The sequence below is a fragment of the Streptomyces sp. NPDC037273 genome, assembly GCF_055603625.1.
On the sequence record NZ_JBVJVO010000002.1, the window covers coordinates 728,739 to 748,160 of the forward strand.

13 protein-coding genes are annotated in these 19,422 nt (G+C 73.5%); 3 read left to right on the plus strand and 10 right to left on the minus strand.

Going from position 1 to position 19,422, the window contains the following annotated elements:
* Positions 1–52: 52 nt before the first annotated feature.
* The 3 genes from ACZ7G1_RS08570 to ACZ7G1_RS08580 form a co-directional block, all read right to left on the minus strand.
* Positions 53–673 carry an L-threonylcarbamoyladenylate synthase gene (locus tag ACZ7G1_RS08570; protein ID WP_470873490.1) on the minus strand — a complete coding sequence of 207 codons (621 nt, stop codon included), beginning with the start codon at positions 671–673 and terminating at the stop codon, positions 53–55.
* A 9-nt stretch (positions 674–682) separates the two neighbouring features.
* Positions 683–2,086: a phytoene desaturase family protein gene (locus ACZ7G1_RS08575; RefSeq protein WP_470873903.1), complete on the minus strand. Its 1,404-nt coding sequence runs from the start codon at positions 2,084–2,086 to the stop codon at positions 683–685.
* A gap of 127 nt (positions 2,087–2,213) precedes the next feature.
* Positions 2,214–3,050, minus strand: a complete 837-nt coding sequence (locus ACZ7G1_RS08580; RefSeq protein ID WP_470873488.1) for an inositol monophosphatase family protein — start codon at positions 3,048–3,050, stop codon at positions 2,214–2,216.
* A gap of 295 nt (positions 3,051–3,345) precedes the next feature.
* Here ACZ7G1_RS08580 and ACZ7G1_RS08585 point away from each other — a divergent pair, with 295 nt between their 5' ends.
* The gene (locus tag ACZ7G1_RS08585) at positions 3,346–4,155 is read left to right on the plus strand and encodes a serine protease (protein WP_470873486.1); all 810 of its coding nucleotides are present in this window, start codon (positions 3,346–3,348) and stop codon (positions 4,153–4,155) included.
* Here the strand turns inward: ACZ7G1_RS08585 and ACZ7G1_RS08590 are convergent.
* Positions 4,109–5,662: an NCS1 family nucleobase:cation symporter-1 gene (locus tag ACZ7G1_RS08590; RefSeq protein ID WP_470873485.1), complete on the minus strand. Its 1,554-nt coding sequence runs from the start codon at positions 5,660–5,662 to the stop codon at positions 4,109–4,111. The two genes, ACZ7G1_RS08585 and ACZ7G1_RS08590, sit on opposite strands and share 47 nt — an antisense overlap.
* A 176-nt stretch (positions 5,663–5,838) precedes the next feature.
* On the opposite strand from ACZ7G1_RS08590, the gene ACZ7G1_RS08595 reads away from it, so the two are divergent.
* On the plus strand, positions 5,839–6,360 hold the full coding sequence (locus tag ACZ7G1_RS08595; RefSeq protein WP_470873483.1) for an SMI1/KNR4 family protein: 522 nt from the start codon (positions 5,839–5,841) through the stop codon (positions 6,358–6,360).
* Positions 6,361–6,562: 202 nt separating this feature from the next.
* On the opposite strand, the gene ACZ7G1_RS08600 is transcribed toward ACZ7G1_RS08595, so the two are convergent.
* From ACZ7G1_RS08600 to ACZ7G1_RS08625, 6 genes are all read right to left on the minus strand, one after another.
* A complete protein-coding gene (locus ACZ7G1_RS08600; protein WP_470873482.1) occupies positions 6,563–7,912 on the minus strand; it encodes a hypothetical protein in 1,350 nt (449 codons plus the stop codon).
* A 111-nt stretch (positions 7,913–8,023) separates the two neighbouring features.
* Positions 8,024–10,102, minus strand: coding sequence for a diphosphomevalonate decarboxylase (gene mvaD, locus ACZ7G1_RS08605; RefSeq protein WP_470873481.1), 2,079 nt, complete (start codon positions 10,100–10,102; stop codon positions 8,024–8,026).
* Positions 10,099–11,409: a hydroxymethylglutaryl-CoA reductase gene (locus ACZ7G1_RS08610; RefSeq protein ID WP_470873479.1), complete on the minus strand. Its 1,311-nt coding sequence runs from the start codon at positions 11,407–11,409 to the stop codon at positions 10,099–10,101. Before ACZ7G1_RS08610 ends, mvaD begins: the two co-directional genes overlap by 4 nt.
* A gap of 10 nt (positions 11,410–11,419) precedes the next feature.
* Positions 11,420–12,976, minus strand: a complete 1,557-nt coding sequence (locus ACZ7G1_RS08615) for a hypothetical protein (protein WP_471204017.1) — start codon at positions 12,974–12,976, stop codon at positions 11,420–11,422.
* A gap of 110 nt (positions 12,977–13,086) precedes the next feature.
* Positions 13,087–16,989, minus strand: coding sequence for a GDSL-type esterase/lipase family protein (locus ACZ7G1_RS08620; RefSeq protein WP_470873476.1), 3,903 nt, complete (start codon positions 16,987–16,989; stop codon positions 13,087–13,089).
* Between the two features lie 244 nt (positions 16,990–17,233).
* Complete coding sequence (locus ACZ7G1_RS08625) at positions 17,234–17,833, minus strand: RICIN domain-containing protein (RefSeq protein WP_470873474.1); 600 nt, start codon at positions 17,831–17,833, stop codon at positions 17,234–17,236.
* A 299-nt stretch (positions 17,834–18,132) separates the two neighbouring features.
* On the opposite strand from ACZ7G1_RS08625, the gene ACZ7G1_RS08630 reads away from it, so the two are divergent.
* Positions 18,133–19,293: an agmatine deiminase family protein gene (locus tag ACZ7G1_RS08630; RefSeq protein WP_470873472.1), complete on the plus strand. Its 1,161-nt coding sequence runs from the start codon at positions 18,133–18,135 to the stop codon at positions 19,291–19,293.
* Positions 19,294–19,422: the final 129 nt, after the last annotated feature.

The following is a 19,422-nucleotide window of genomic DNA, read 5'->3' on the forward strand; positions in this document are numbered from 1 at the left end:
CCCGGTTCCGTAAGGGCCGCCTCGCGGGTGGTGGCCCGTTCGGTGGGGTGGCCTACTCGAAGCGGGTGGTGTCGCCGGCACCGCGGCGGACGATCTCGGGCTCGCCGCTGGAGAAGTCGACGACGGTGGTCGGTTCGGTGCCGCAGTCGCCGGAGTCGAGGACCGCGTCCACCTGGTGGTCGAGGCGTTCCTTGATCTCCCAGCCCTGGGTCAGCGGTTCGGCCTCGTCGGGCAGGAGGAGGGTGCTGGAGAGGAGCGGCTCGCCGAGTTCGGCGAGGAGGGCCTGGGTGATGACGTGGTCGGGGATGCGGACGCCGACCGTCTTCTTCTTGGGGTGGAGCAGCTGGCGGGGCACCTCCCTCGTCGCCGGCAGGATGAAGGTGTACGCGCCGGGCGTGGACGCCTTCACGGCGCGGAACACGTCGTTGTCGATCTGCACGAGCTGGCCCAGCTGCGCGAAGTTCTCGCACATCAGCGTGAAGTGGTGCCGGTCGTCGAGGTCGCGGATGGCACGGATGCGGTTGAGGCCGTCACGGTTGCCGAGCTGGGTGCCGAGCGCGTAGCAGGAGTCGGTCGGGTACGCGACGAGCGCCCCGTTCCGGATGGAGTCCGCGACCGAGGTGATCGTGCGGCGCTGGGGGTTGTCGGGGTGGACGTCGAAGTACTTGGCCATGGGGGCAGTCTATTTTCGCAGCCGCCGCCACACGGCCTTCGCCGCGTTGTGCCCGGACATGCCGTGCACGCCGGGGCCCGGCGGGGTGGCGGAGGAGCAGAGGAAGACCGCCGGGTGCGGGGTGGCGTAGGGGCGGAGGGAGAGGGTGGGGCGCAGCAGGAGCTGGAGGCCGCGGGCGGCGCCGCAGGCGATGTCGCCGCCGACGTAGTTGGCGTTGCGCGCGGCGAGTTCGGGCGGTCCCGCGGTGGCGCGGGCGAGGACGCGGTCGCGGAAGCCGGGGGCGAAGCGCTCGATCTGGCGCTCGATCGCCTCCGTGAGGTCGCCGCGCCAGCCGTTGGGCACGTGGCCGTAGGCCCAGAAGACGTGCTTGCCCTCGGGGGCGCGGGACGGGTCGACGAGGCTGGGCTGCGCGGTGATGAGGAAGGGGACGTCGGGGGCGGTGCCGGAGGAGGCCTCGCACAGGGCGGTGTCGATCTCGCCCGCGGTGGGGCCGATCTGGACGGTGCCGGCGCGCCGGGCCTCGTCGGCGGTCCACGGTACGGGTCCGTCGAGCGCGTAGTCGATCTTGAAGACGCTGGCGCCGTACTTGTAGTGGTCGTAGTGCCCGCCGAAGCCCGCGATCCGGGCGAGCGCGGTCGGCGAGGTGTCGAAGACGTAGGCGCGGGCCGGCGGCAGGTCGTCGAGCCGCTTGACCTCGAAGTCGGTGTGGACCTCGCCGCCGAGGTCCTTCAGGTAGGCGGCGAGCGCGTCCGAGATGGACTGCGAGCCGCCCCGGGGCATCGGCCAGCCGCCGGCGTGCGCGGCCAGCGCGAAGACCAGGCCGACCGCTCCGGTGGCGAAACCGCCCAGCGGGGCGATGACATGGCCGACGAGCCCGGCGAACAGCGCACGGGCCTTCTCGTCCCGGAACCTGCGCATCAGCCAGGTGGACGGCGGCAGTCCGGCGAGTCCGAAGCGGGCGAGGGTGACCGGGTCGCGGGGCAGCGCGGTGAGCGGCAGCTGCATGAAGTCCTTGGCCAGGGTGTCCCACCTGGCGACGAACGGCTCGACGAGCCTGCGGTACGTGCCCGCGTCGCGCGGCCCGAAGGATGCGGCGGTCTCGGCGACGGACCGGGCGAGGACGGCGGCGGTGCCGTCGTCCCAGGGGTGGGCCATGGGCAGTTCGGGGTGCAGCCACTCCAGTCCGTACCGGTCGAGCGGCATCGTCTTGAAGACGGGCGAACCGGCCCCGAGCGGGTGCACGGCGGAACAGGGGTCGTGCCGGAAGCCGGGAAGCGTCAGTTCCTCGGTCCTGGCGCCGCCGCCGACGGTCGGCTCGGCCTCGAACAGGGCCACCGAGAAGCCCCGCCGGGCCAACTCCACCGCCGCGGTGAGTCCGTTGGGCCCGGCCCCCACGACGACCACATCGAGCATCGACGTCCCGTTCGTCACCTTCGGACTCCTTCGTCAGCCGGTGGCCAAGGCCCCCAGGATAGGCCGGTGCCGCCGGCCGCCTCACAGGCCCCCGGGGAGTCCCCGTACCGCCGCGCCCCGGTCCGTCTCACAGGCCCGCGAGCAGCGCTCGTATCCGCTCCGCCGTCGCCGCGTCCCGGGCCGCGGTGAACGGCAGCGCGTTGCCCCCGGCGATGCGGAACCGCTCCCCCGCGACCGTCAGGTCCGTGCCGCCGGCCTCGGCGACGAGGAGCAGGCCGGCCGCGTGGTCCCAGGCGTACTCCCAGGTGAACGCGGTGGCGTCGAGCGCGCCGCGCGCCACCGCCAGGTATTCGAGGCCCGCCGAGCCGCAGGGCCGGCGGCGCACGCCCTCCGTGTCCAGGGAGAGCAGGGCGCGCTTCTGCTCGGGGGTCGTGTAGTCCGGGTGCGAGGTCGCCACCTCGACGACCGCGCCGGGCTCGGGCGATCCGGAGCGCAACGGCCGCCCGTCGAGGGTGGCGCCCCGGCCGCGCACCGCGACGGCGAACTCGTCAAGGGCGGGCGCGAAGGTCCAGGACGCCAGCACCTCGCCGCGCAGGGCGAGGGCGACGAGGGTGCAGAAGGCGGGGTCGCCGTGGACGAACTGGCGGGTGCCGTCGACGGGGTCGACGATCCACACCGGCGCGTCGCCCCGCAGCGCCTCGTAGACGGCGGGGTCGGCGTGCACGGCCTCCTCGCCCACGACGACGGAGCCGGGCAGCAGCGCGGTCAGCGAAGCCGTCAGATGGGCCTCCGCCGCCCGGTCGGCGACGGTCACCAGGTCGTGCGGCCCGTTCTTCTCCAGGATCTCGTCGGCGGCGAGCTGCCGGAACCTCGGCATGATCTCGGCGGCGGCCGCCTTGCGGACCGCCTCCTCCACCTCGCCCGTACCGCCGTCGAGGACGTGCTCAAGGAAGTCTCCGATCATGCCTCCAGCAAAGCACGCCCTTCTGACAAGCGGTACGGCCCCGCCGTCACCCCCCGTTCCCCTGGCCGGCATCCCCGGTCCGCCCGGGCCTGCGACCATGCGGGTCCTTTCGCGCGCGCGTGCCGCGCCCCTCCCCGGCCCGGCGTCAACCGGACGTGACCGGGCCGCGCCCTGATCGTTGACGTCGCGACGGGCCGGACGGAGGCGCCGGACCGGGGTGAGGAAACGTCTCGGCAGCGCCGACGGGGCCCGGGGCGAGGCCGGTGAGGCCGGCCAGGGTGCGTACGGAGGGTTCATGGGTTGGGCGAGGAAGGCCGCGGCCGCGGTGACGGGGGCCGTCGTGGCCGTCTGCGCGCTGGGGGCCGGGGCGGCGCGCGGGATCGTGGGCGGCGAGGAGGCGAGGCCGCATCAGTACCCGTACATGGCGGGTCTCGTGGACCGGGAGGAGGGGCGGGTGATGTGCGGTGGGGCGCTGATCACGGAGCGGTACGTGGTGACGGCCGCGCACTGCCTGACGGGGTCGTACAGCAGCACCGCGCGCGTGGGGGTGCTGCTCGGCGATCACGACCTGACCTCTCGGGACGACAGCCCGAACGCGGTACTGGTGACCCCCGCCCGGCTTCTGGTGCACCCCGCGTACGACCCGGAGAGCCAGCGGAACGACATCGCCCTGGTGCGGCTCTCCGAACCCGTCGCGTTCAACCGGGACGTGCGCCCGATCGCGCTGCCGGCCTCGTACGGGCGGGACGCCCTGGACCACGCGCGCGTGGAGGCGCACGGCTGGGGGACCACCTCGTTCGGCGGACGGACCTCGGACGTGCTGCGGACGGTGACCCTGGACACCATGAGCAACCCGGTGTGCGGGAGCAGGGGCATGGCGCGGGTCACCGCCTCGCAGCTGTGCACGTACGCGCCCGGGCGGGACACCTGCCAGTACGACTCCGGCGGTCCGCTCGTGCACATGGCCGGGCGGCGGCCGTACGTGATCGGTCTGGTGTCGTACGGGAAGGGGTGCGCGACCGACACCCCCGCGGTGAACACCCGGGTCGGGTCCTACCTCAGCTGGATCGAGCGGACGATCGGGCGGCTCCCGCGCGCCTCATGAGGGCGGTGTAGAGGAGGAGGGAGGCGGCGAGGCCGACGGCCCAGCCGTAGTCGGCGAGAGGCTTGAGGAAGGGGATCAGGCCGTCCTCGGGGAAGGGTCCCGCGCCGGGGGCCGAGTGGGAGCCTCCGACGGCGAGGACGCCGCCGACCGCGAAGGCGAGGACGGCCGCCGGGTTCCAGCCTCCCCGGTACCAGTAGGGGCCGTCGGCGCGGTAGAGCCCGGCGAGGTCGAGAACGGTGCGGCGGACGAGCCAGTAGTCGGCGATGAGGATGCCGGCGACGGTGCCGAGGAGTCCGCCGACCAGACCGAGCCAGGTGAAGATGTACAGCTCGGGGGTGGCGGTGAGCTTCCACGGCATGATGACGACGCCCACGACGCCGGTGATCAGCGCGCCCGTCCGGAAGTTCACCACTCTCGGCGCCAGGTTGGCGAGGTCGTACGCCGGGGAGACGACGTTCGCCGCGATGTTCACCGAGAGGGTCGCGACGAGGACGGTGACCAGGGCGAAGAGGAGCGCGAAGACGCTGTCTGTCCGGGCGGCGAGGGCCACCGGGTCCCAGACGGGAGCCCCGTACACGGCCTGGGAGCCCGAGGTGACGAGCACCGAGAGCAGCGCGAACAGGGTCATCGTGGTGGGCAGCCCGAGGGTCTGGCCCAGGACTTGGGAGCGCTGGCCGGCGCCGAAGCGGGTGAAGTCCGGGATGTTGAGGCTGAGGGTCGCCCAGAAGGCGATCATGCCCATCAGGGAGGGGAAGAAGACCGGCCAGAAGTCGGCGCCCCAGCCGAGCCGGGAGGGCTGGTCGAGGAGGGGGCCGAGACCGCCCGCCTTGACCGTGATCCAGACGAGGAGGGCGAGCGCGCCGACGATGACGAAGGGCGCCGCCCAGTTCTCGAAGCGGCGCAGGGTTTCCATTCCCCGGTGGATGATGGCGAGTTCGAGCGCCCAGAAGAGCACGAAGCAGAGCCACAGGGTCCACGGCTGCCCGGCGATCCGCGCCGCGTCCGCCCAGCCGTCGCCGGCGAGCTCGCCGATGACCTTGTCGAGCAGGATGAAGATGCCCTGCCCGCCGATCCAGGTCTGGATGCCGAACCAGGCGCAGGCGACCCCGGCCCGGATGAGGGCGGGGAGGTTGGCGCCGCGCAGCCCGAAGGAGGCGCGGGCGAGGACCGGGAACGGGATGCCGTACTTGGGTCCGGCGTGCCCGGTGAGCAGCATCGGGAGCAGGACGACGACGTTGGCGAGCGCGATGGTGAGGACGGCCTGCTTCCAGTCCATGCCGAGGGCGACGAGACCGGAGGCGAGCATCCAGGACGGGATGTTGTGCGCCATGCCGACCCAGAGGGCGGCGAAGTTGTACGTGGTCCAGCGGCGCTCCGCGAGCGGCACCGGCAGCAGGTCGTCGTTGACGAAGCGCGGGTCCTCGGGGACTGCGCCGGGCGCGAGTTCGGCCCGGCCCTCGCCGAGTTCGGAGGCTCCGGATCTACCGGAGGAGGCGGTCGCGGTCATGGACGGAACCCTTCGTTCGGGGACGGAACGAGGCCATGCGGGCGTGGGGGTTCTTGACCGTGCGGAGTCTCGTCCTGCCGGGCTGGGGCGTCAAGGGAGCGTGACCTCCGGTCCCGGCGGGGCGGAATCGGTCGCCTGATAGGTTCTTGCGCTCACGCGCGAGAAGGGGTCTGTCGGTGGCAACGCTTTCGGAGATACGGGCGGTACTGGGCGAGCCTCGGTTCAACTGGTCCGATCCGGCGCCCTGGACCGAGCTGGAGAACGAGCTCGGCGTCGAATTCCCCCCGGACTTCCGGGAGATCGTCGACGCCTACGGCTCGGTCGTCGTCAACGACCAGCTGTATCTGAAGCACCCCGCCCGGCACCTTCTGCACGACCTGGGCAGCATGATCCGCGGCGACCTCGAGTTCTGGAACGAGGAGGACATGGCCGAGTTCCTGCCGGATCCGGCGGGGGCGGCCCCGGGCGAACTGCTGCCGGTGGCGACGGCCACGACGGGCGAGATGGTCTTCCTCCGTGTGCCCGACGCCCCCTCGTCACCGTGGCGCGTCCTCGTCCAGGAGATGGACAGCCCGTCCTGGACCCTCTACGAGATGACGTTCGGCGAGTGGTTCCTCGCCTATGTGAAGGGCAGGGACGTGACCCTGTGCTCGCGTGACCGCGCGCCCGACGGGCCCTTCCACGCGTTCCTTCCCTGAGGGACGGGACGCCGGGGCGCCCGGAGGGACGGCGGCGGGGGTCGCGGCGGGTCTGACCAGGGCGTAGAGAAGCGGGTCGTTCATGGGTCCATCGTGCGGCCGTGCGCCGGGAGCTCCCCCTCACGGCCCGCCGAAAGGGTGAGGGGAGCGCCCGGGCCCGGCGTGTCGGGTGCCGCGTGTCGGGCGCCGCGTGGCGGCGGGCTCAACCGTGGCCGGTCCGGCCTGACACCGCCGCCTCGTACCGCAGGAGGGAGCGGACGGGACGGTGCTTGGCGTGCGGGGCGAGCGCGGCGCGCAGGGAGCGCGAGGCGTCGGTGACCGTACGGGAGCGCAGGCCCTCGCGCGCGTCGACGAACTCCTCCCACACCGCGCACGCCTCGTCGAGCCGGCGGCAGGAGAACAGCAGCTCGGCCTGCCGGGCGAGGGACAGCGCGAGGCCCCGCCGGTCGTGCGGCGCCCGCACCCGCACCGAGCGCCTCAGTTCCTTGAGCGCCGGCGACGGGCGGCCGAGCAGCCGGTGCGCCTCGGCGGTCTGGAAGGCGAGCGCGCTCTCCGGGTACGAGTGGAAGGGGCCGTCGCCGTCGGCTTCGGCCAGCGCCCGTTCCGCCTGGTCGAGGGTGTGCAGCGCGGCCCGCTCCTCCCCCGTCGCCGCCCGTACGACTCCGAGCTGCGCGAGCGTGTACGCCCGCACGGCGCCCGGGGCTCGGCCGGCCGTCGCGTCGACCGCCGCGAGCGCGCACCGGAGCGCCGCCGTGCGATGCCCGAGGGCGAGCGCCTGCCCGGACAGCGCCCGGAGCGCGATCGCCCACGCCGTCTTGTCACCGGCCTCGCCGGCCAGGGTGTGGGAGGCCGTGAAGTAGCGCTGTGCCCGGCCGTGTTCGCCCATGTCCGCGTACATCAGGCCGAGGACGAGGGTGAGCCGGGCCGTCTCGCGGCGCAACTCGCGGTGGGTGTCCGGGTCGGCGGGCGACCGCAGCCAGGTCGCGGCGGTGTCGGAGAGGTAGACGGCAAGGGAGCGGCGCGCGTGGGCGCCCCCGTGGGTGGCCATCGCGCGGGCGAAGTGCCGTACGGCGTCGCCGAGCAGCTCGGCCTCGCCCGCGCCGACCCGTGGCAGCGGCCCGCGCCCGGCCGCCACGGCCCGCGGCTCGGACCGCTCCCGCCACCGGGGCGTCCGGGTCAGCGCCCGGTAGGGCGGCACCCGGGTCCCGGCCCCGTCCTCCCCCGCATCGCACGCGGCGGCGAGCAGCACCTCGGCAGGCGCTTCGGGCTGCTCGTGGGACGGCTCGCGTACGGCGGCCCTGCCGAAGCCGAGCATCTCCGGCGTCACCGTCCGCCCGAGCCGCCGGGTGAACGCCTCGGCTATCAGCAGCGGCACCGGTTCGTACGGCTCCGTGCCGGCCAGCCAGTGCGCCACCGCCGTCCGGTCGTAGGCCAGGCGTACGGCGGTCTCCGCACCCGCTGCGTTCACGGCCCGGGCACAGGCCTCCTGCGTCCAGTCCGCCTCGCGCAGGAGGGAACGCAGACGGTCGTTGGCGGCGCGACGACGGGGCATCGGGTCACTCCGATCTCTTCCTCACACGTACGCCAACCGCTATCACCTCATACGGGCCGGTTTCGAGTACTTTCAACGCGTGCAACGCCGCGTTCGACAGGCGACAGGAGCTCAGGGCGCGGCCAGGTGGTCCGCCGAGAGGAAGGGGCCGTCGCCCGCCTCGTCGGTGAGGGTACGGAGCACCCCGGGCACGGCCGCGACGGCCGTCCGGACCTCGTCGACATGGGCGGGGGTCGTCAGGACGTGCACGTTCGGTCCCGCGTCGATGGTGGCGCAGGCGTCCAGGCCCGCGTCCCGCAGGCCGCGCACGGCGGCGAGGACGGCGAGGGTCGCCGGACGCCAGTAGAAGGTGGGGGGCGAGGCCGACATGGCGATCAGGTGCAGGTCGATCGCCTCCGCCTCGACGGCCTCGGCGAGCGTCGCGAAGTCACGGTCCCGCAGGGCCTGTTCGACGGCCCTGGTCCGCTCCGGCAGGATCTCCAGGCGGCGGGTGAAGTACGGGCTCGTCAGGGCGCGTCGGTGGCCCTCGCGGGAGCTGGTCTCCTTGGGACGGTCGTCCACCACCGCGATCACGTCGCACAGCGGGAAGTGCTCGGCGGGCGCCACCGGGGCGGCCGGCCCCGCCGGGTCCTCCGGTGACGCGGGCCAGCGGACGAAGCCGCCGAAGGCGGAGCGCGCCGCCGAGCCCGAGCCGGACAGCCGGGACAGCACGGAGAGGCGTCCCCGCTCCGGCTCCGCGTCCAGGACCGTCGTCACCGCAAGGGTCAGCGCCGTGAACCCCGAGGCCGAGGAGGCGATTCCGGCGGCGGTGGGGAAGGTGTTCCCGGTGACGATCCGCAGCGCGGGCCCTCCCGGTCCGCGCAGCCGCGACAGATGGCGGCGGATGCCCTCGGCCACCGGGGCGGGCGCGGGCCCGGTGCTCCCGTCGGCGGAGCGCCACCAGATCTCGTCCGCGCCGTCCGCGCCGTCGAGGCGCCGCACGGTGCAGCGGGACACACACCGGCTGAGCGTCATGGACAGGGAGGGGTTGGCCGGCAGGACGGCGGCCTCGTCGCGGGTGCCCCAGTACTTGATGAGGGCGATGTTGGCGGGGGCGACGGCGGTCGCCGTGCCCTTCAGGGGTTCGTTCACGGGGTGGTCTCCCAGTGCGGGCCTGGCGCGCCGAGGGGCGCATCGATACGGGTCGAGGGGGTGAGACCGGGGACCGGCGCGGCTCCCCCGGGCGGCCGGACGACGAGCAGCGCGCCCGCGCCCGGTCCGCGCAGAGATCCGGCGCCGCAGACCTTGGCCGCGCCGCCCGCGTCCTCGACGGCGCGGACGAGGGCGGCCACCGGCGGCGGGACCACGCCGATCGCGGCCAGGAAGCGGGCGCTCTCCCGGACGGCCGCGATGACTTCGGCCGGGTCCGGGACGGGCGCGGTCAGCGCGTCGCGCAGCGCGGTCGAGGAGCCGGGGCGTGAGCCGGTCGCGTACGGCCGCGACGACCTGCCCGGTCGGTTCGGCCGCCGGGCCGGTGTGGTGCAGGGCGAACAGGTCGAGGGCGCCGTCGGAGACGGTAAGCGACCGCGCCTCGGCGGTCCCCCGCCCGTCGGGAGCGAGCCAGAGCAGCCCGCCCCGCAGCACGGTCGCCGTGTCGATGCCCGACGGGCTGCCGTGCTGGAGCTCCTCCGTGCGTCCGGCCGCCTCGGCCACCGCGTCGGCATCGGGGTGGCCCCGCGCGTACGCCAGGAGCGCCGCGCAGACGGCGACCGCGACGGCGGCGGAGCTGCCGAAACCGGCGCCGGACGGCAGGTCCGAGGTGACGGTCAGGGTCACACCGCCGGGAGGTTCCGGCAGGTGGCGGAGGGTCTCGCCGAGCGCGGCGAGCACGAGATGCGCCGGGTCGTCGCCGCGGACCGCCGCGAAGTCTCCGGGGCGCCGTGTGGCGGTCCGTGCGGCCCACCGGTCCCGTGCCTCGGCCTCGTACCGGATCACCGTCGGCCAGTCGGTGAGCCGCCGCACGCCGGGGCCGGGCAGCAGGAGGGCGACCCGGTCGTCGGGCCGTCGCGCGATGGAGGCGGTGCAGTGGCGGCCGAGGGCCGCCGCCAGGGCGGGGCGGCCCAGGACGGCCGCGTGCTCCCCGGACAGCACGACCTTGCCGGGCGCCGTGGCCCGGACGGCGGGCGCCTGGCCCGTGAGGGCGGCGCTCACGGGGCCACCGGGCGGCCGAGTTTCTGGTGTGCGGCGGCGAGGTCGCCGCCGGCGAGCGCGGCGAGGAGGTTGAGTTCGCCGGCGAGGACGACGGCGCCGAGGATCTCGGCGAGCCGCAGGACCTCGGTGCCGGGCGCCGGGGTCTCGCCTTCGGTGTTCCGCCCTCCGCCCCCGCTCGTGCCGATCCCCAGGAGGGCGAGCGCCTCCCGCTGGGTGTCCAGGCCGGTGCCGCCCCCGACGGTGGCCAGGGGTACGTCGGGGAGGAACACGGAGACGTACACCCCGTCCTCGTACGGCTCGACGCACGTGATGCCCTGGCAGGCCTCGGCGACGTGCGCGAGGTCCTGTCCGGTGGCGAGAAAGAAGGCGGCGACCATGTTGGCGTAGTGGGCGTTGAAGCCTCCCAGCGATCCGGCGACGGCCGAACCGAGCAGGTTCTTGCGGTAGTTCACCTCACACAGCCGCTCGGGCCCGGTGCGGAGCACGCGCGCCAGGACGGCGGCGTCGAGGCGGGCCTCGGCGGTGACGCGTTTGCCCCTGCCTTCGATGAGGTTGACGGCTGCGGGTTTCTTGTCGGCGCAGTAGTTGCCCGAGAGGGCGACGCAACGGGTGCCGGTGGCCGGTTCGATGTGCTCGCGGACGATCCGTTCGCAGGCGACGGTCGCCATGTTCATCCCCATGGCGTCGCCGCTGGTGAAACGGAACCTCAGGTAGACGGAGCGTCCGACGATCCGGGGGCGTATCTCCAGGAGCCGCAGGTGGGTGCTGCCTTCGGCGGCGACGGCGGCGAGCCGGGGCCCGTTGCCCTCGATCCACTCCACGAGCCGACGGCTCTCCTCGATGCCGGAGGTGGCGAAGACCGGCGCCCTGGTGATGCCCACCTCCTCGGCGCGGACGGTGACCCCGCCCGCTTCCCGCAGCGCGCGGCAACCGCGTGCGACCGAGGCCACGAGCGCGCCTTCGGTGGTGGCGAGGGGGACGTGGAGGCCTTCGCCGCGCACGTGCTCGCCGTGGACGGTGAGCGGGCCGACCACGCCCAGCGGCACCTGTACGGCGCCGAGGACGTTCTCGCAACGGGCCCTGTCCAGGTCCATCGTGTACGCCCCGACGCCCGGCAGCCCGATCCGGTGCCGGTGTTCGAGGGCGGTACGCCGGAGCCGCGCCGCCTCGTCGACTCCGAGCTCCGCCGGCAGGGCGTGCAGGGACCTCCGGCCGGAGGCCAGCTCCTCGACGAGGTCCGGCGCGGGGGCGGGGTCCGGTGCGGCTGCGCCGGGGGCGGCGGTCGTGGTCCGGGGGTGTGCGGTCATCTCGGCCACCTCAGTACTCGTACGCGTAGTAGTCGACGGCGAGGTCCTGGAAGTCCCGCCCGTACCGCTCGCCGGTGGCGACCACGGTGAAACGGTCGAGCGGGTGCAGGTGCAGACCGGGCACCTCCCGCCGGTCGTGCAGGGCCTCGTAGCGCTCCTGGTCCAGGTCCACCGGGTGGTCGAGCGCGCGGGCGAAGCCGATGCGGCGGGCCGCGTCCCGCCAGCCGGGGGCGAGGGTGAAGGGCAGGGCGAGCGCCGCGTCGCCGCTGCCGTAGCCGAGGGCGAGCATGGCGGCGGGAGTGGGGTCGGCTTCCCTTTCGGCGGCCGTTTCGAGGCCCGCCGCGATCCAGGCGGGCAGGGCCGCCGTGTAGAGGTTCCCCACGTCGTCGACGAGGTCCCGCCCGGGCCCGAGCGCCGACCGCGCGAAGTCCTGGAAGGCTTCCCGGTGGCGCAGGCTCGCGGCGAGTCGCGTGGTGACGGGGTACGGATCGGGGGCCAGGTCCCCGGCGAGCACCGCGGCATACAGGTCGGGCCGGTGGCTCAGCTCGGCCCGTACGTCCTCCGGTGCGATCCCGCACTCCTGGCAGAGCGCGGCCAGTTCCTCCTGGCGTCCGGGTGAGGCGGCCAGGGCCCGCGCGTACAGGAACGACAGGGCCTGGAGCGGCATCCGGCGGAACGGCCGGTGCAGGAACAGTGCCCCGAGGCCTTCGAGCTGCTCGGCGGGGCTGGTGTCGCCGCGGCTCCACAGGGCCTCGACGGCGCCGGTGACCGCGTCGAGGTAGGCGGTCGCCGAGTAGCGGCCGCTGAACACCGGGAAGTCGCTGGGGCGTTCGGTGTGCGGGGCGTAGCCGGGCAGCCGGTGGCGGGCGACGGGTTTGCGGAAGTCCGGGCCCCGGTAGGCGGAGACGCCGGTGACGTCGTCGAGGTCGATCTCGACGAGCGCGGGCGACCGTTCCACGAGCATCGCGACGGCCCCCGCGCCCTGGGTCTGCTCGCCCGAGCTGCCCCTCTCGTACTCGGCGACGTCCGAGGCCACCACGAGTCCGCGCCGACCGCGCGCGTCGCACCGCACGAAGCGGGCGGCGCCACACAGCGCGTACATGCCGCCGAGGCAGGCGTGCTTGTACTCCGGTATCTCCACGTCCTGGGGCAGGGAGGGCAGGCCCCGCCGGCGGAGCTCCCGGTCGACCATCCCGCGCACCGTGGCGGTGCCGACGGCGTTGTCGGTGCTGGACTCGGTGCCGAGGGCCAGGAACCCCACCGTGCCCGGGTCGACGTCGTTGTCGACGATCAGCCGGAGCGCGGCGGTCGCGGCCATCGTGTAGACGTCCTCGTCCGGCCCGCACATCCGGAAGGCTCTGCCGGTGACGGTGCCCACCTTCCCCCAGTCGTGCCCGGTCCAGGCGCACCACTGCCGCAGGTCCACGCGCAGCCGGGGCAGATACACACTCATCGCACCGATCCCGACCGCGCCGCCGTCGGTTGACCATGCCTCCACGCGCACCCTCCGCTCCGTGCACCAGCCCTGTTTCGGCCAGCATGGCTCGGCCACCGCCCCGGCGACCACGGTCGCCGGGCGGCGATGTGTTGAAGGTGTTGAACGGGGGCGAGGGCCTTCCGGCCCGTGCCTTCCAGTCGGGGCCTTCCGGTCAGGGCCTTCCGGTCAGGGCCTTCCGGTCAGGGCTGGGGCAGCAGCTGGGCGAGGTCGGTGGTGAGGGCGTCGGCGAGGAGGGTGGTGCCGAGTTCGTTGGGGTGGAAGGACTGCTGGCTCATCGGGGGGTTGAGGCCGGGGAATCCGCCCTTGGTACCTTCGCCCCGGGTGGGCTTGGGGATGCCGGCGTTGACCGCCTCGGGGTTGCCGCACACCCCTCGTGCTCCGAAGCGGTCGATGGGATCGGTGAAGTGGACGTCGAGGTGGTCGGAGCCCTCTCTGAGGTCCTTGACCGCGGCGGCGATGTGGTCGCGCAGATGGAGCGTGATCCTGCCCATCCACTCGACCTCTCCGGCTTCCGGGTTGAGGGCGGCGGTCTGGTCGGGCTGAGAGGTCGTGTCGCAGGAGGCCGTGAACAGTTTCACGTATCCCATGACGACGATCTTGGCGTTCGGCGCGGCCTTGGCGATCTCTCGCAGGGCAGTCCGCACGGAGGGCGCGACCTTCTCGCTGATCCGCTTTCTCGTCGTGCCGTCCAGGTCCAGCAGGAAGTTCTCGTGGCAGGCCACGGTGACGAAGCAGGTGGTGAAGATGTCGGCGAATCCGGTGTCGTTGCCTCCGATGGACAGCAGGACCAGGGTGGTGTTCGCGTCGAGGAAGCCCTTGTCGAGCTGCGAGGGCTCGCGGTGCTGACCCTCGGCCGCCAGCCCGAAGGCGTTGCGTACGGGTTCCTGTCCGGGGGCGGCCGTCGGCAGGAGCATCTGGGTGCGGGCCCCGCTGCAGGCCAGGAGGTGGGCGTCGATCTCGGGGTCCCAGACGTCGGTCCGGTAGCCGAGGGTGTGCCGGCTGCCGGGCAGCCGGGTCTTGCGGGACCAGGCGGCGTACGAGCGGTGGCAGGCGTTGGCGTAGAGGGTCAGGCCCATCCGGTCGGACTCGGGGTAGTACTTCGATCCGTTGGTCGGCGAGGCGCCCTCGCCGGCGGCGAAGGAGTCGCCGAGGACGACGATCTGGTGCCGTGGCTTGCCCGGCAGGGGCTGGAAGGCGATGGCGTCGAAGGCGAGGTCCTCCTTGCCGTCGGGCGCGCCGCCGGTGAGGGAGGACAGTTCGACTCTCGGCCGCCCGGTGAACCGGAAGGCGCCCAGGGGCACCCAGCGGTTCTCCTCGGTGCGCTGGAGCAGTGTGCGGCGCTTGGGGCCGTCCGCCGTGTGGACGGTGTAGGCGGCCTGCTGGGTGTGGGCGCCATGGTCGGGCATGTGGACCATGACCCGGGCCCAGCCGTCCAGTTCGCGTCCGAGTTCCCAGCGTCCGGTCGTCTTCAGGCGCTCGCCCAGGGCTCCGGCGCGGCTGTGGGTGAACCAGAAGTGGCCGCCGAAGCCGCCGCCGATCTGGTGGAGGTCGACCTTGGACAGGTAGTCCCCGGTCTGGCCGTCCTTGGCGAAGTCGAAGGTGAAGGTGCCGTCGCTGCGGCGCGGGCACGCGGCGGGTGTGACGGCGGGGACGTCCGCGGGGACGTCGTCCACGACGAGGACGCCCTGGGGAAGGTCCTCGGCCTGGCAGTTCGGCCGGTGGATCGCGGTGTCGGGAGGGTTGGGGTGCTTCCCCGCGTCGAAGCGGATCTTCTCGTGGCCGCACTGCTGGGCGCAGGCGACCTTCCAGGCCACCGGTTCGTGCCACCAGCACCGCAGGTCGTACTTTCCGGTGGCCGGGTTGACGTGACCGCAGTGGCTGGGCGGCTCGGGCTTCTCGCCGGCCTGCGTGGGCATGACGGACGGGTCGTCGGGCACGAAGGTGCGGCTGTGGTCGCAGTCGTTGGCCTGCACCGAACAGAACAGCAGCTGTGGGGGTTTGACCTGGCGGCGCAGGGCGTCGGTGGTCCACCAGGCGGGCTGGAACCCGGCTCCGGTCTGGGTGGCCTTGCCGATGGAGTTGGCGGCCCAGCCGAGGACCTTCTCCGGGTAGGGCCATTCCTGGGGGTGCGAAGCGTCGCCGGGCCGGCCGTCGAGGAACGGGAGCCGGTTCCAGTTGTAGTGGGCGTTGGCCGGGTTGTTCAGCCAGCCGAGCCCCCAGGGCTCGCCGGCTCCCTTCTTGGGCCAGAAGCCGCTGTTGTACGCCCAGACCGCCATGAACCAGTTCTCGATGAGCGCCGGGTCCCCGTCGTGGACCTTCATGCCGTGCGCGGCCTGCTCGTTCCACTTCTCGGCCAGGATGCGGGCGCCCGCGGCGAGGTTCGCGGCATAGTCCACGGCGATGGCCCGCTGCTGGTCGGGCGGCAGGGCGACCTCGCCGGGCTTGGTGCGGCCGGCCAGCCGCATGCCGTCGGTGACCTGGGTGATGCCGTACCCGCAGTCGGCGTGTGTCCAGGACACGTCCCACTGGTTCTCGTCGGCGGCGACCTTGAACGGGATGCCGTAGTAGTTGCCGATGAGCGGGTTCCCGGTGAGCCCCTCCACGGTGTGGCGCGAGGCCTGCCACATGTTGGACTCCTGGGCCGTGATGCCGAGGAGGATCTGCGCCGGGATGTGCCCTCCGCCGGCCAGCGGGACGGGCGGGAACATCCGGTTAGGCGCGTACGCGGGCAGGCCCGAGCCCTTCCAGTTCGCCGGCCGTTCCAGGTCGAGGCGCCCCTGGGCGAGCATGTCGGCGGCCCATTCCACCTGGTGGGGGGTCGGCTGGTACACCTGCGTGCGGACGTCGCCCCGGACGACGGAGCAGGTGCGGTCGGCGTCCACGGGGTCGTGCGGGTCCTCGGCGGCGCGCGGACCGGCCGCGGGGCGCGCCCCGGGGAGCGGCGACGGAGCGTGCCCCTGTTCCGGCAGGGCCGGTGCGCGCCGTTCGGCGAGGACTCCGGCCACGCTCCGGCGCCCGCTCGGCACGGCCACCGTCGTGATGCGCGGCCCGTCGGCCGCGCGGTCTCCCCCGCCGTACTCGGTCTCGGCGAATGTCCCGGCGAATGTCTCGGTGACCGCGAGGGCACCGGTCGAGGAGGCGGCGGCGCCGGCCGGAACGGGCAGCCAGGAGGCGATCGCCGGCAGCGCGCCCGCCGTCTCGCCCGGGCCCGCCGTGCCGCGTGGGAGGCGCCTGTCGCCGGGAAGGCCGGTCAGGAACATCCGCCCCCGGGCGCCCGGTGACAGACCGACGCGGCCGGTCGCGGCGACGGCGTAGGAGCGGGTGGCGCCGTCGTGGTGGCGGCGGACGCGCACCTGGTCGGCCGTGTGGTCCATGAACCACACCCCGCCGTCCCCGTCGGGGTGGAGCTCGAACGGCGTGCCGGTGGAGCGCGCCAGCGTCCGCAGGGACCCGTCCGGGGCGACCCGTACGACCCGCGATCCACTGGCGGCCACCGGCCCCTGGGAGGTCGGGATCGCGGAGGTGAGCTGCCCGGCCACCGTGACGGGCGCCGCGAGCGTGCCCTCGGCGGTGTCCAGGGTCATCAGCCGGGTCCGCCCCAGATCGCTGTCGCCGGCCTGGGTGAGCACGGCCTCCTCACCCGCGCCGCACCCCGGGTTGTAGTAGGCGAGCGTGGTCCGCACCGGCAGCTTGCGCACGGCCCCGGTGTCCAGGTCCACGACCGCCGAGTAGCCGCCGCGCAGGAAGAGTTCGGGCCGGTTGGTGAAGCCCCGGGGCGCGTACACGACCACCAGTCTGCGCCCCGAGGCCGTCAGACAGGCGTTCCCGATCCACCGGTCCGTCTCGATCCCGGGCTCGGACAGCGAGGTGACGGTCCGCCAACTGTGCCCCTCGGACTGCTTGGCGGTGAGGACGTGGAAGCCCTCCGCGTCGCCGACGGTCGTCCACGCGAGGTCCCCGCCGGGCTCGGCGCGCGCCGCCGAGCCCGGCCGTGGGTCGTCCGGCACCCCGGGCCCGGGAAGCGCGGGCGCGACGAGTCCGATCGCGGCCGCGCATGCCAGAGCAGCGGCGAACAGGCGCATGGGAACCTCCCGGGACGGACTCCGACTCCGTGGACACCCACGACATTACGGAGCGTAATCACCGCTGGCCATGCACCGAACGGGTGGCCACCTGGCAAGTTCTCGCCACCCCTCCGACAGCGCGCCTTCCGGACGTCCGGCTCCACCCACGCCGACGCGAGCGGCCTCCTCGCGAAGGGCGACCTCCCTGCGAAGGGCGGCCTCCCCGCCAGGAGCGGCCTCCCCCCGCTCCCGCGGCGACCGCTCAGAAGTCCCACTGCATGTGATTGGGCACGATGTGCGGCACTCCCCACTGCTGGGCACGGGCCCCGTTCGCCCGCGAACCATCGGCGATCTCAAGGGCCTTGCCGCTGTGGAAGTTGTAGATCATCGTGCGCCGGTAGCTGGCGTACGGGAAGTCCCAGATCTGGGAGCCGACGTTGGCGCAGGTCCACTGCTGCGCGCGGGCGCCGTCGGCCCGGGAGAAGTCCGCGATCTCCAGGCACTTGCCGCTCGCGACGTTGATCAGGCGGTAGTTGTGGCGCTCCTGCTCCCACTGGTCGTACCAGATCCCCCTGAGTTCCCACCTCCAGGTCTGCTGCGGTACCCCCACGCAGTCCCACTGCTGTGCGCGGGCCCCGTCCTCGTGCGAACCGTCCGCGATCTCCAGGCACTTGCCGGACCCCACGTTCACCAGACGTCCGACGAGACCGTCGGGCGGGAAGATCGACGGCAGCCCCCCGGCGGCCGCCCGCGCGCCGGGGCCGGCCGGTTCCGCCGTGGCGGGGGCGACGGAGACCACGGCGAGCAGGGTGGCGCCGGCGAGGGCGCGGAGGATTCGGGGCAGCCGGGCACGGTGCGACACGGGGACTCCTCGGTGGGGGGTGGCACAAGATCGGCACCGCGAACGTAACGGCGGGGCCGTGCTCACGGCATCGGCCATCCGTGTGAGCCCGTGGTCCGCGGTGAACAGACCCGTCCGGGGGCGGGCCTTCGCGCCCCGGTCCGCCGCTCGCGACCAGGGTGAACGGGCCGGCCGGAGGAGCCGGGGGAGCTGGTGGGCGGGGCTCGCGATGGTCCTTAAGTGATCTTGACTGAATTTTCAGTCACCCCCAGGATGGGCGGCGAAAGACCCTCATCCCCCTCCATCACCAGGGAAGTTCCATGACCACACCTGTCACGTCGCGACGCAGGCTCCTCCAGTTCGGGGCGGCCGCCGTGCCCCTCGCCGCCCTCGGGTCCGCACTGCCCACGCCCGCCGTCGCGGCCGGGACCGCCGCCGGAACCACGCTGCGGATGCCCGCCGAGACCGACCCCCATGTCCGTACCTTCATGGCCTGGCCCGCGCTGTCGTCGATCTGGCCCAACCAGCTCGGCGGCGTCCGCGACGACATCGCGCGCGTCGCGCACGCCATCTCCCGGTTCGAGCCGGTCGTCGTCCTGGCGCGCCCCTCGCAGGCCGCCGACGCGCGGTACGTGTGCGGCACCGGCGCCCACCACCCCATCGACGTCGTCGAGATAGCCGTCGACGACCTCTGGATCCGCGACTTCGGCCCTACGTTCGTCGTCGCCCCCGGTGCCGTCGCCGGCGTGGACACCAACTTCAACGGCTGGGGCAAGAGCGGCACCAGCTACTACCAGCCCTACGCCAACGACGCGGTGGCGGCCACGACGCTCCTGAGCCAGTACGGGGTCAACCGGATCCAGGCGCCGTTCGTCGGCGAGGGCGGTTCGCTGGAGACCGACGGCGAGGGCACGCTGATGGCGACGGTCAGCTCCATGGTGAACGGCAACCGGAACCCGGGCATGACCCAGGATCAGGTGGAGCAGTCGATGAAGTGGGCGCTCGGCGCCGACAAGGTGATCTGGGTCCCGGGCCTGGCCGGGGCGGACATCACGGACTGTCACATCGACTGCCTCGCCCGCTTCGTCGCGCCCGGCAAGGTCATCCTCGACCAGCCCGGCCCCGACGCCAACAGCAAGTGGGTCGCCGTCTACAACGAGACCAAGAAGGTCCTGCAGAGCGCCACCGACGCGAAGGGGCGCCGGCTGGAGATCACGGAACTCCCCGGCCCCGACCGCCGCTACATCACCGGCAGGGGCAAGGACTTCCTGTCCAGCTACACCAACTACTACACGGTGAACGGCGGCGTCCTCGTGCCCCAGTTCGGGGACACCTACGCCGACGACGTGGCCGTCGGCATCCTGCGGGCGGCGTACCCGGGCCGGACCGTGGTCCAGGTCAGGATCAACAACATCGCCAGCGGCGGCGGTGGCATCCACTGCGCCACCCAGTCCCAGCCCGTCGTCCCGCCCGCGGTCTGACCTCCTTCCGACCCGCTTACGACCGCCTTCCGGCTCCCGGCCGCCCAGCGGTCCGATCCGCGACGGCGCGGCACACATCCGAACTGGAGATCGAAGAAATCATGATGCCTGGCATATCCGCGTCCTCAA

Coding starts and splice junctions, on each gene's coding strand:
- ACZ7G1_RS08570 (WP_470873490.1), bottom strand. CDS start 673: ATGGCCAAGTACTTCGACGTCCACCCCGACAACCCCCAGCGCCGCACG.
- ACZ7G1_RS08575 (WP_470873903.1), bottom strand. CDS start 2,086: ATGCTCGATGTGGTCGTCGTGGGGGCCGGGCCCAACGGACTCACCGCG.
- ACZ7G1_RS08580 (WP_470873488.1), bottom strand. CDS start 3,050: ATGATCGGAGACTTCCTTGAGCACGTCCTCGACGGCGGTACGGGCGAG.
- ACZ7G1_RS08585 (WP_470873486.1), top strand. CDS start 3,346: ATGGGTTGGGCGAGGAAGGCCGCGGCCGCGGTGACGGGGGCCGTCGTG.
- ACZ7G1_RS08590 (WP_470873485.1), bottom strand. CDS start 5,662: ATGACCGCGACCGCCTCCTCCGGTAGATCCGGAGCCTCCGAACTCGGC.
- ACZ7G1_RS08600 (WP_470873482.1), bottom strand. CDS start 7,912: ATGCCCCGTCGTCGCGCCGCCAACGACCGTCTGCGTTCCCTCCTGCGC.
- ACZ7G1_RS08610 (WP_470873479.1), bottom strand. CDS start 11,409: ATGACCGCACACCCCCGGACCACGACCGCCGCCCCCGGCGCAGCCGCA.
- ACZ7G1_RS08620 (WP_470873476.1), bottom strand. CDS start 16,989: ATGCGCCTGTTCGCCGCTGCTCTGGCATGCGCGGCCGCGATCGGACTC.
- ACZ7G1_RS08630 (WP_470873472.1), top strand. CDS start 18,133: ATGACCACACCTGTCACGTCGCGACGCAGGCTCCTCCAGTTCGGGGCG.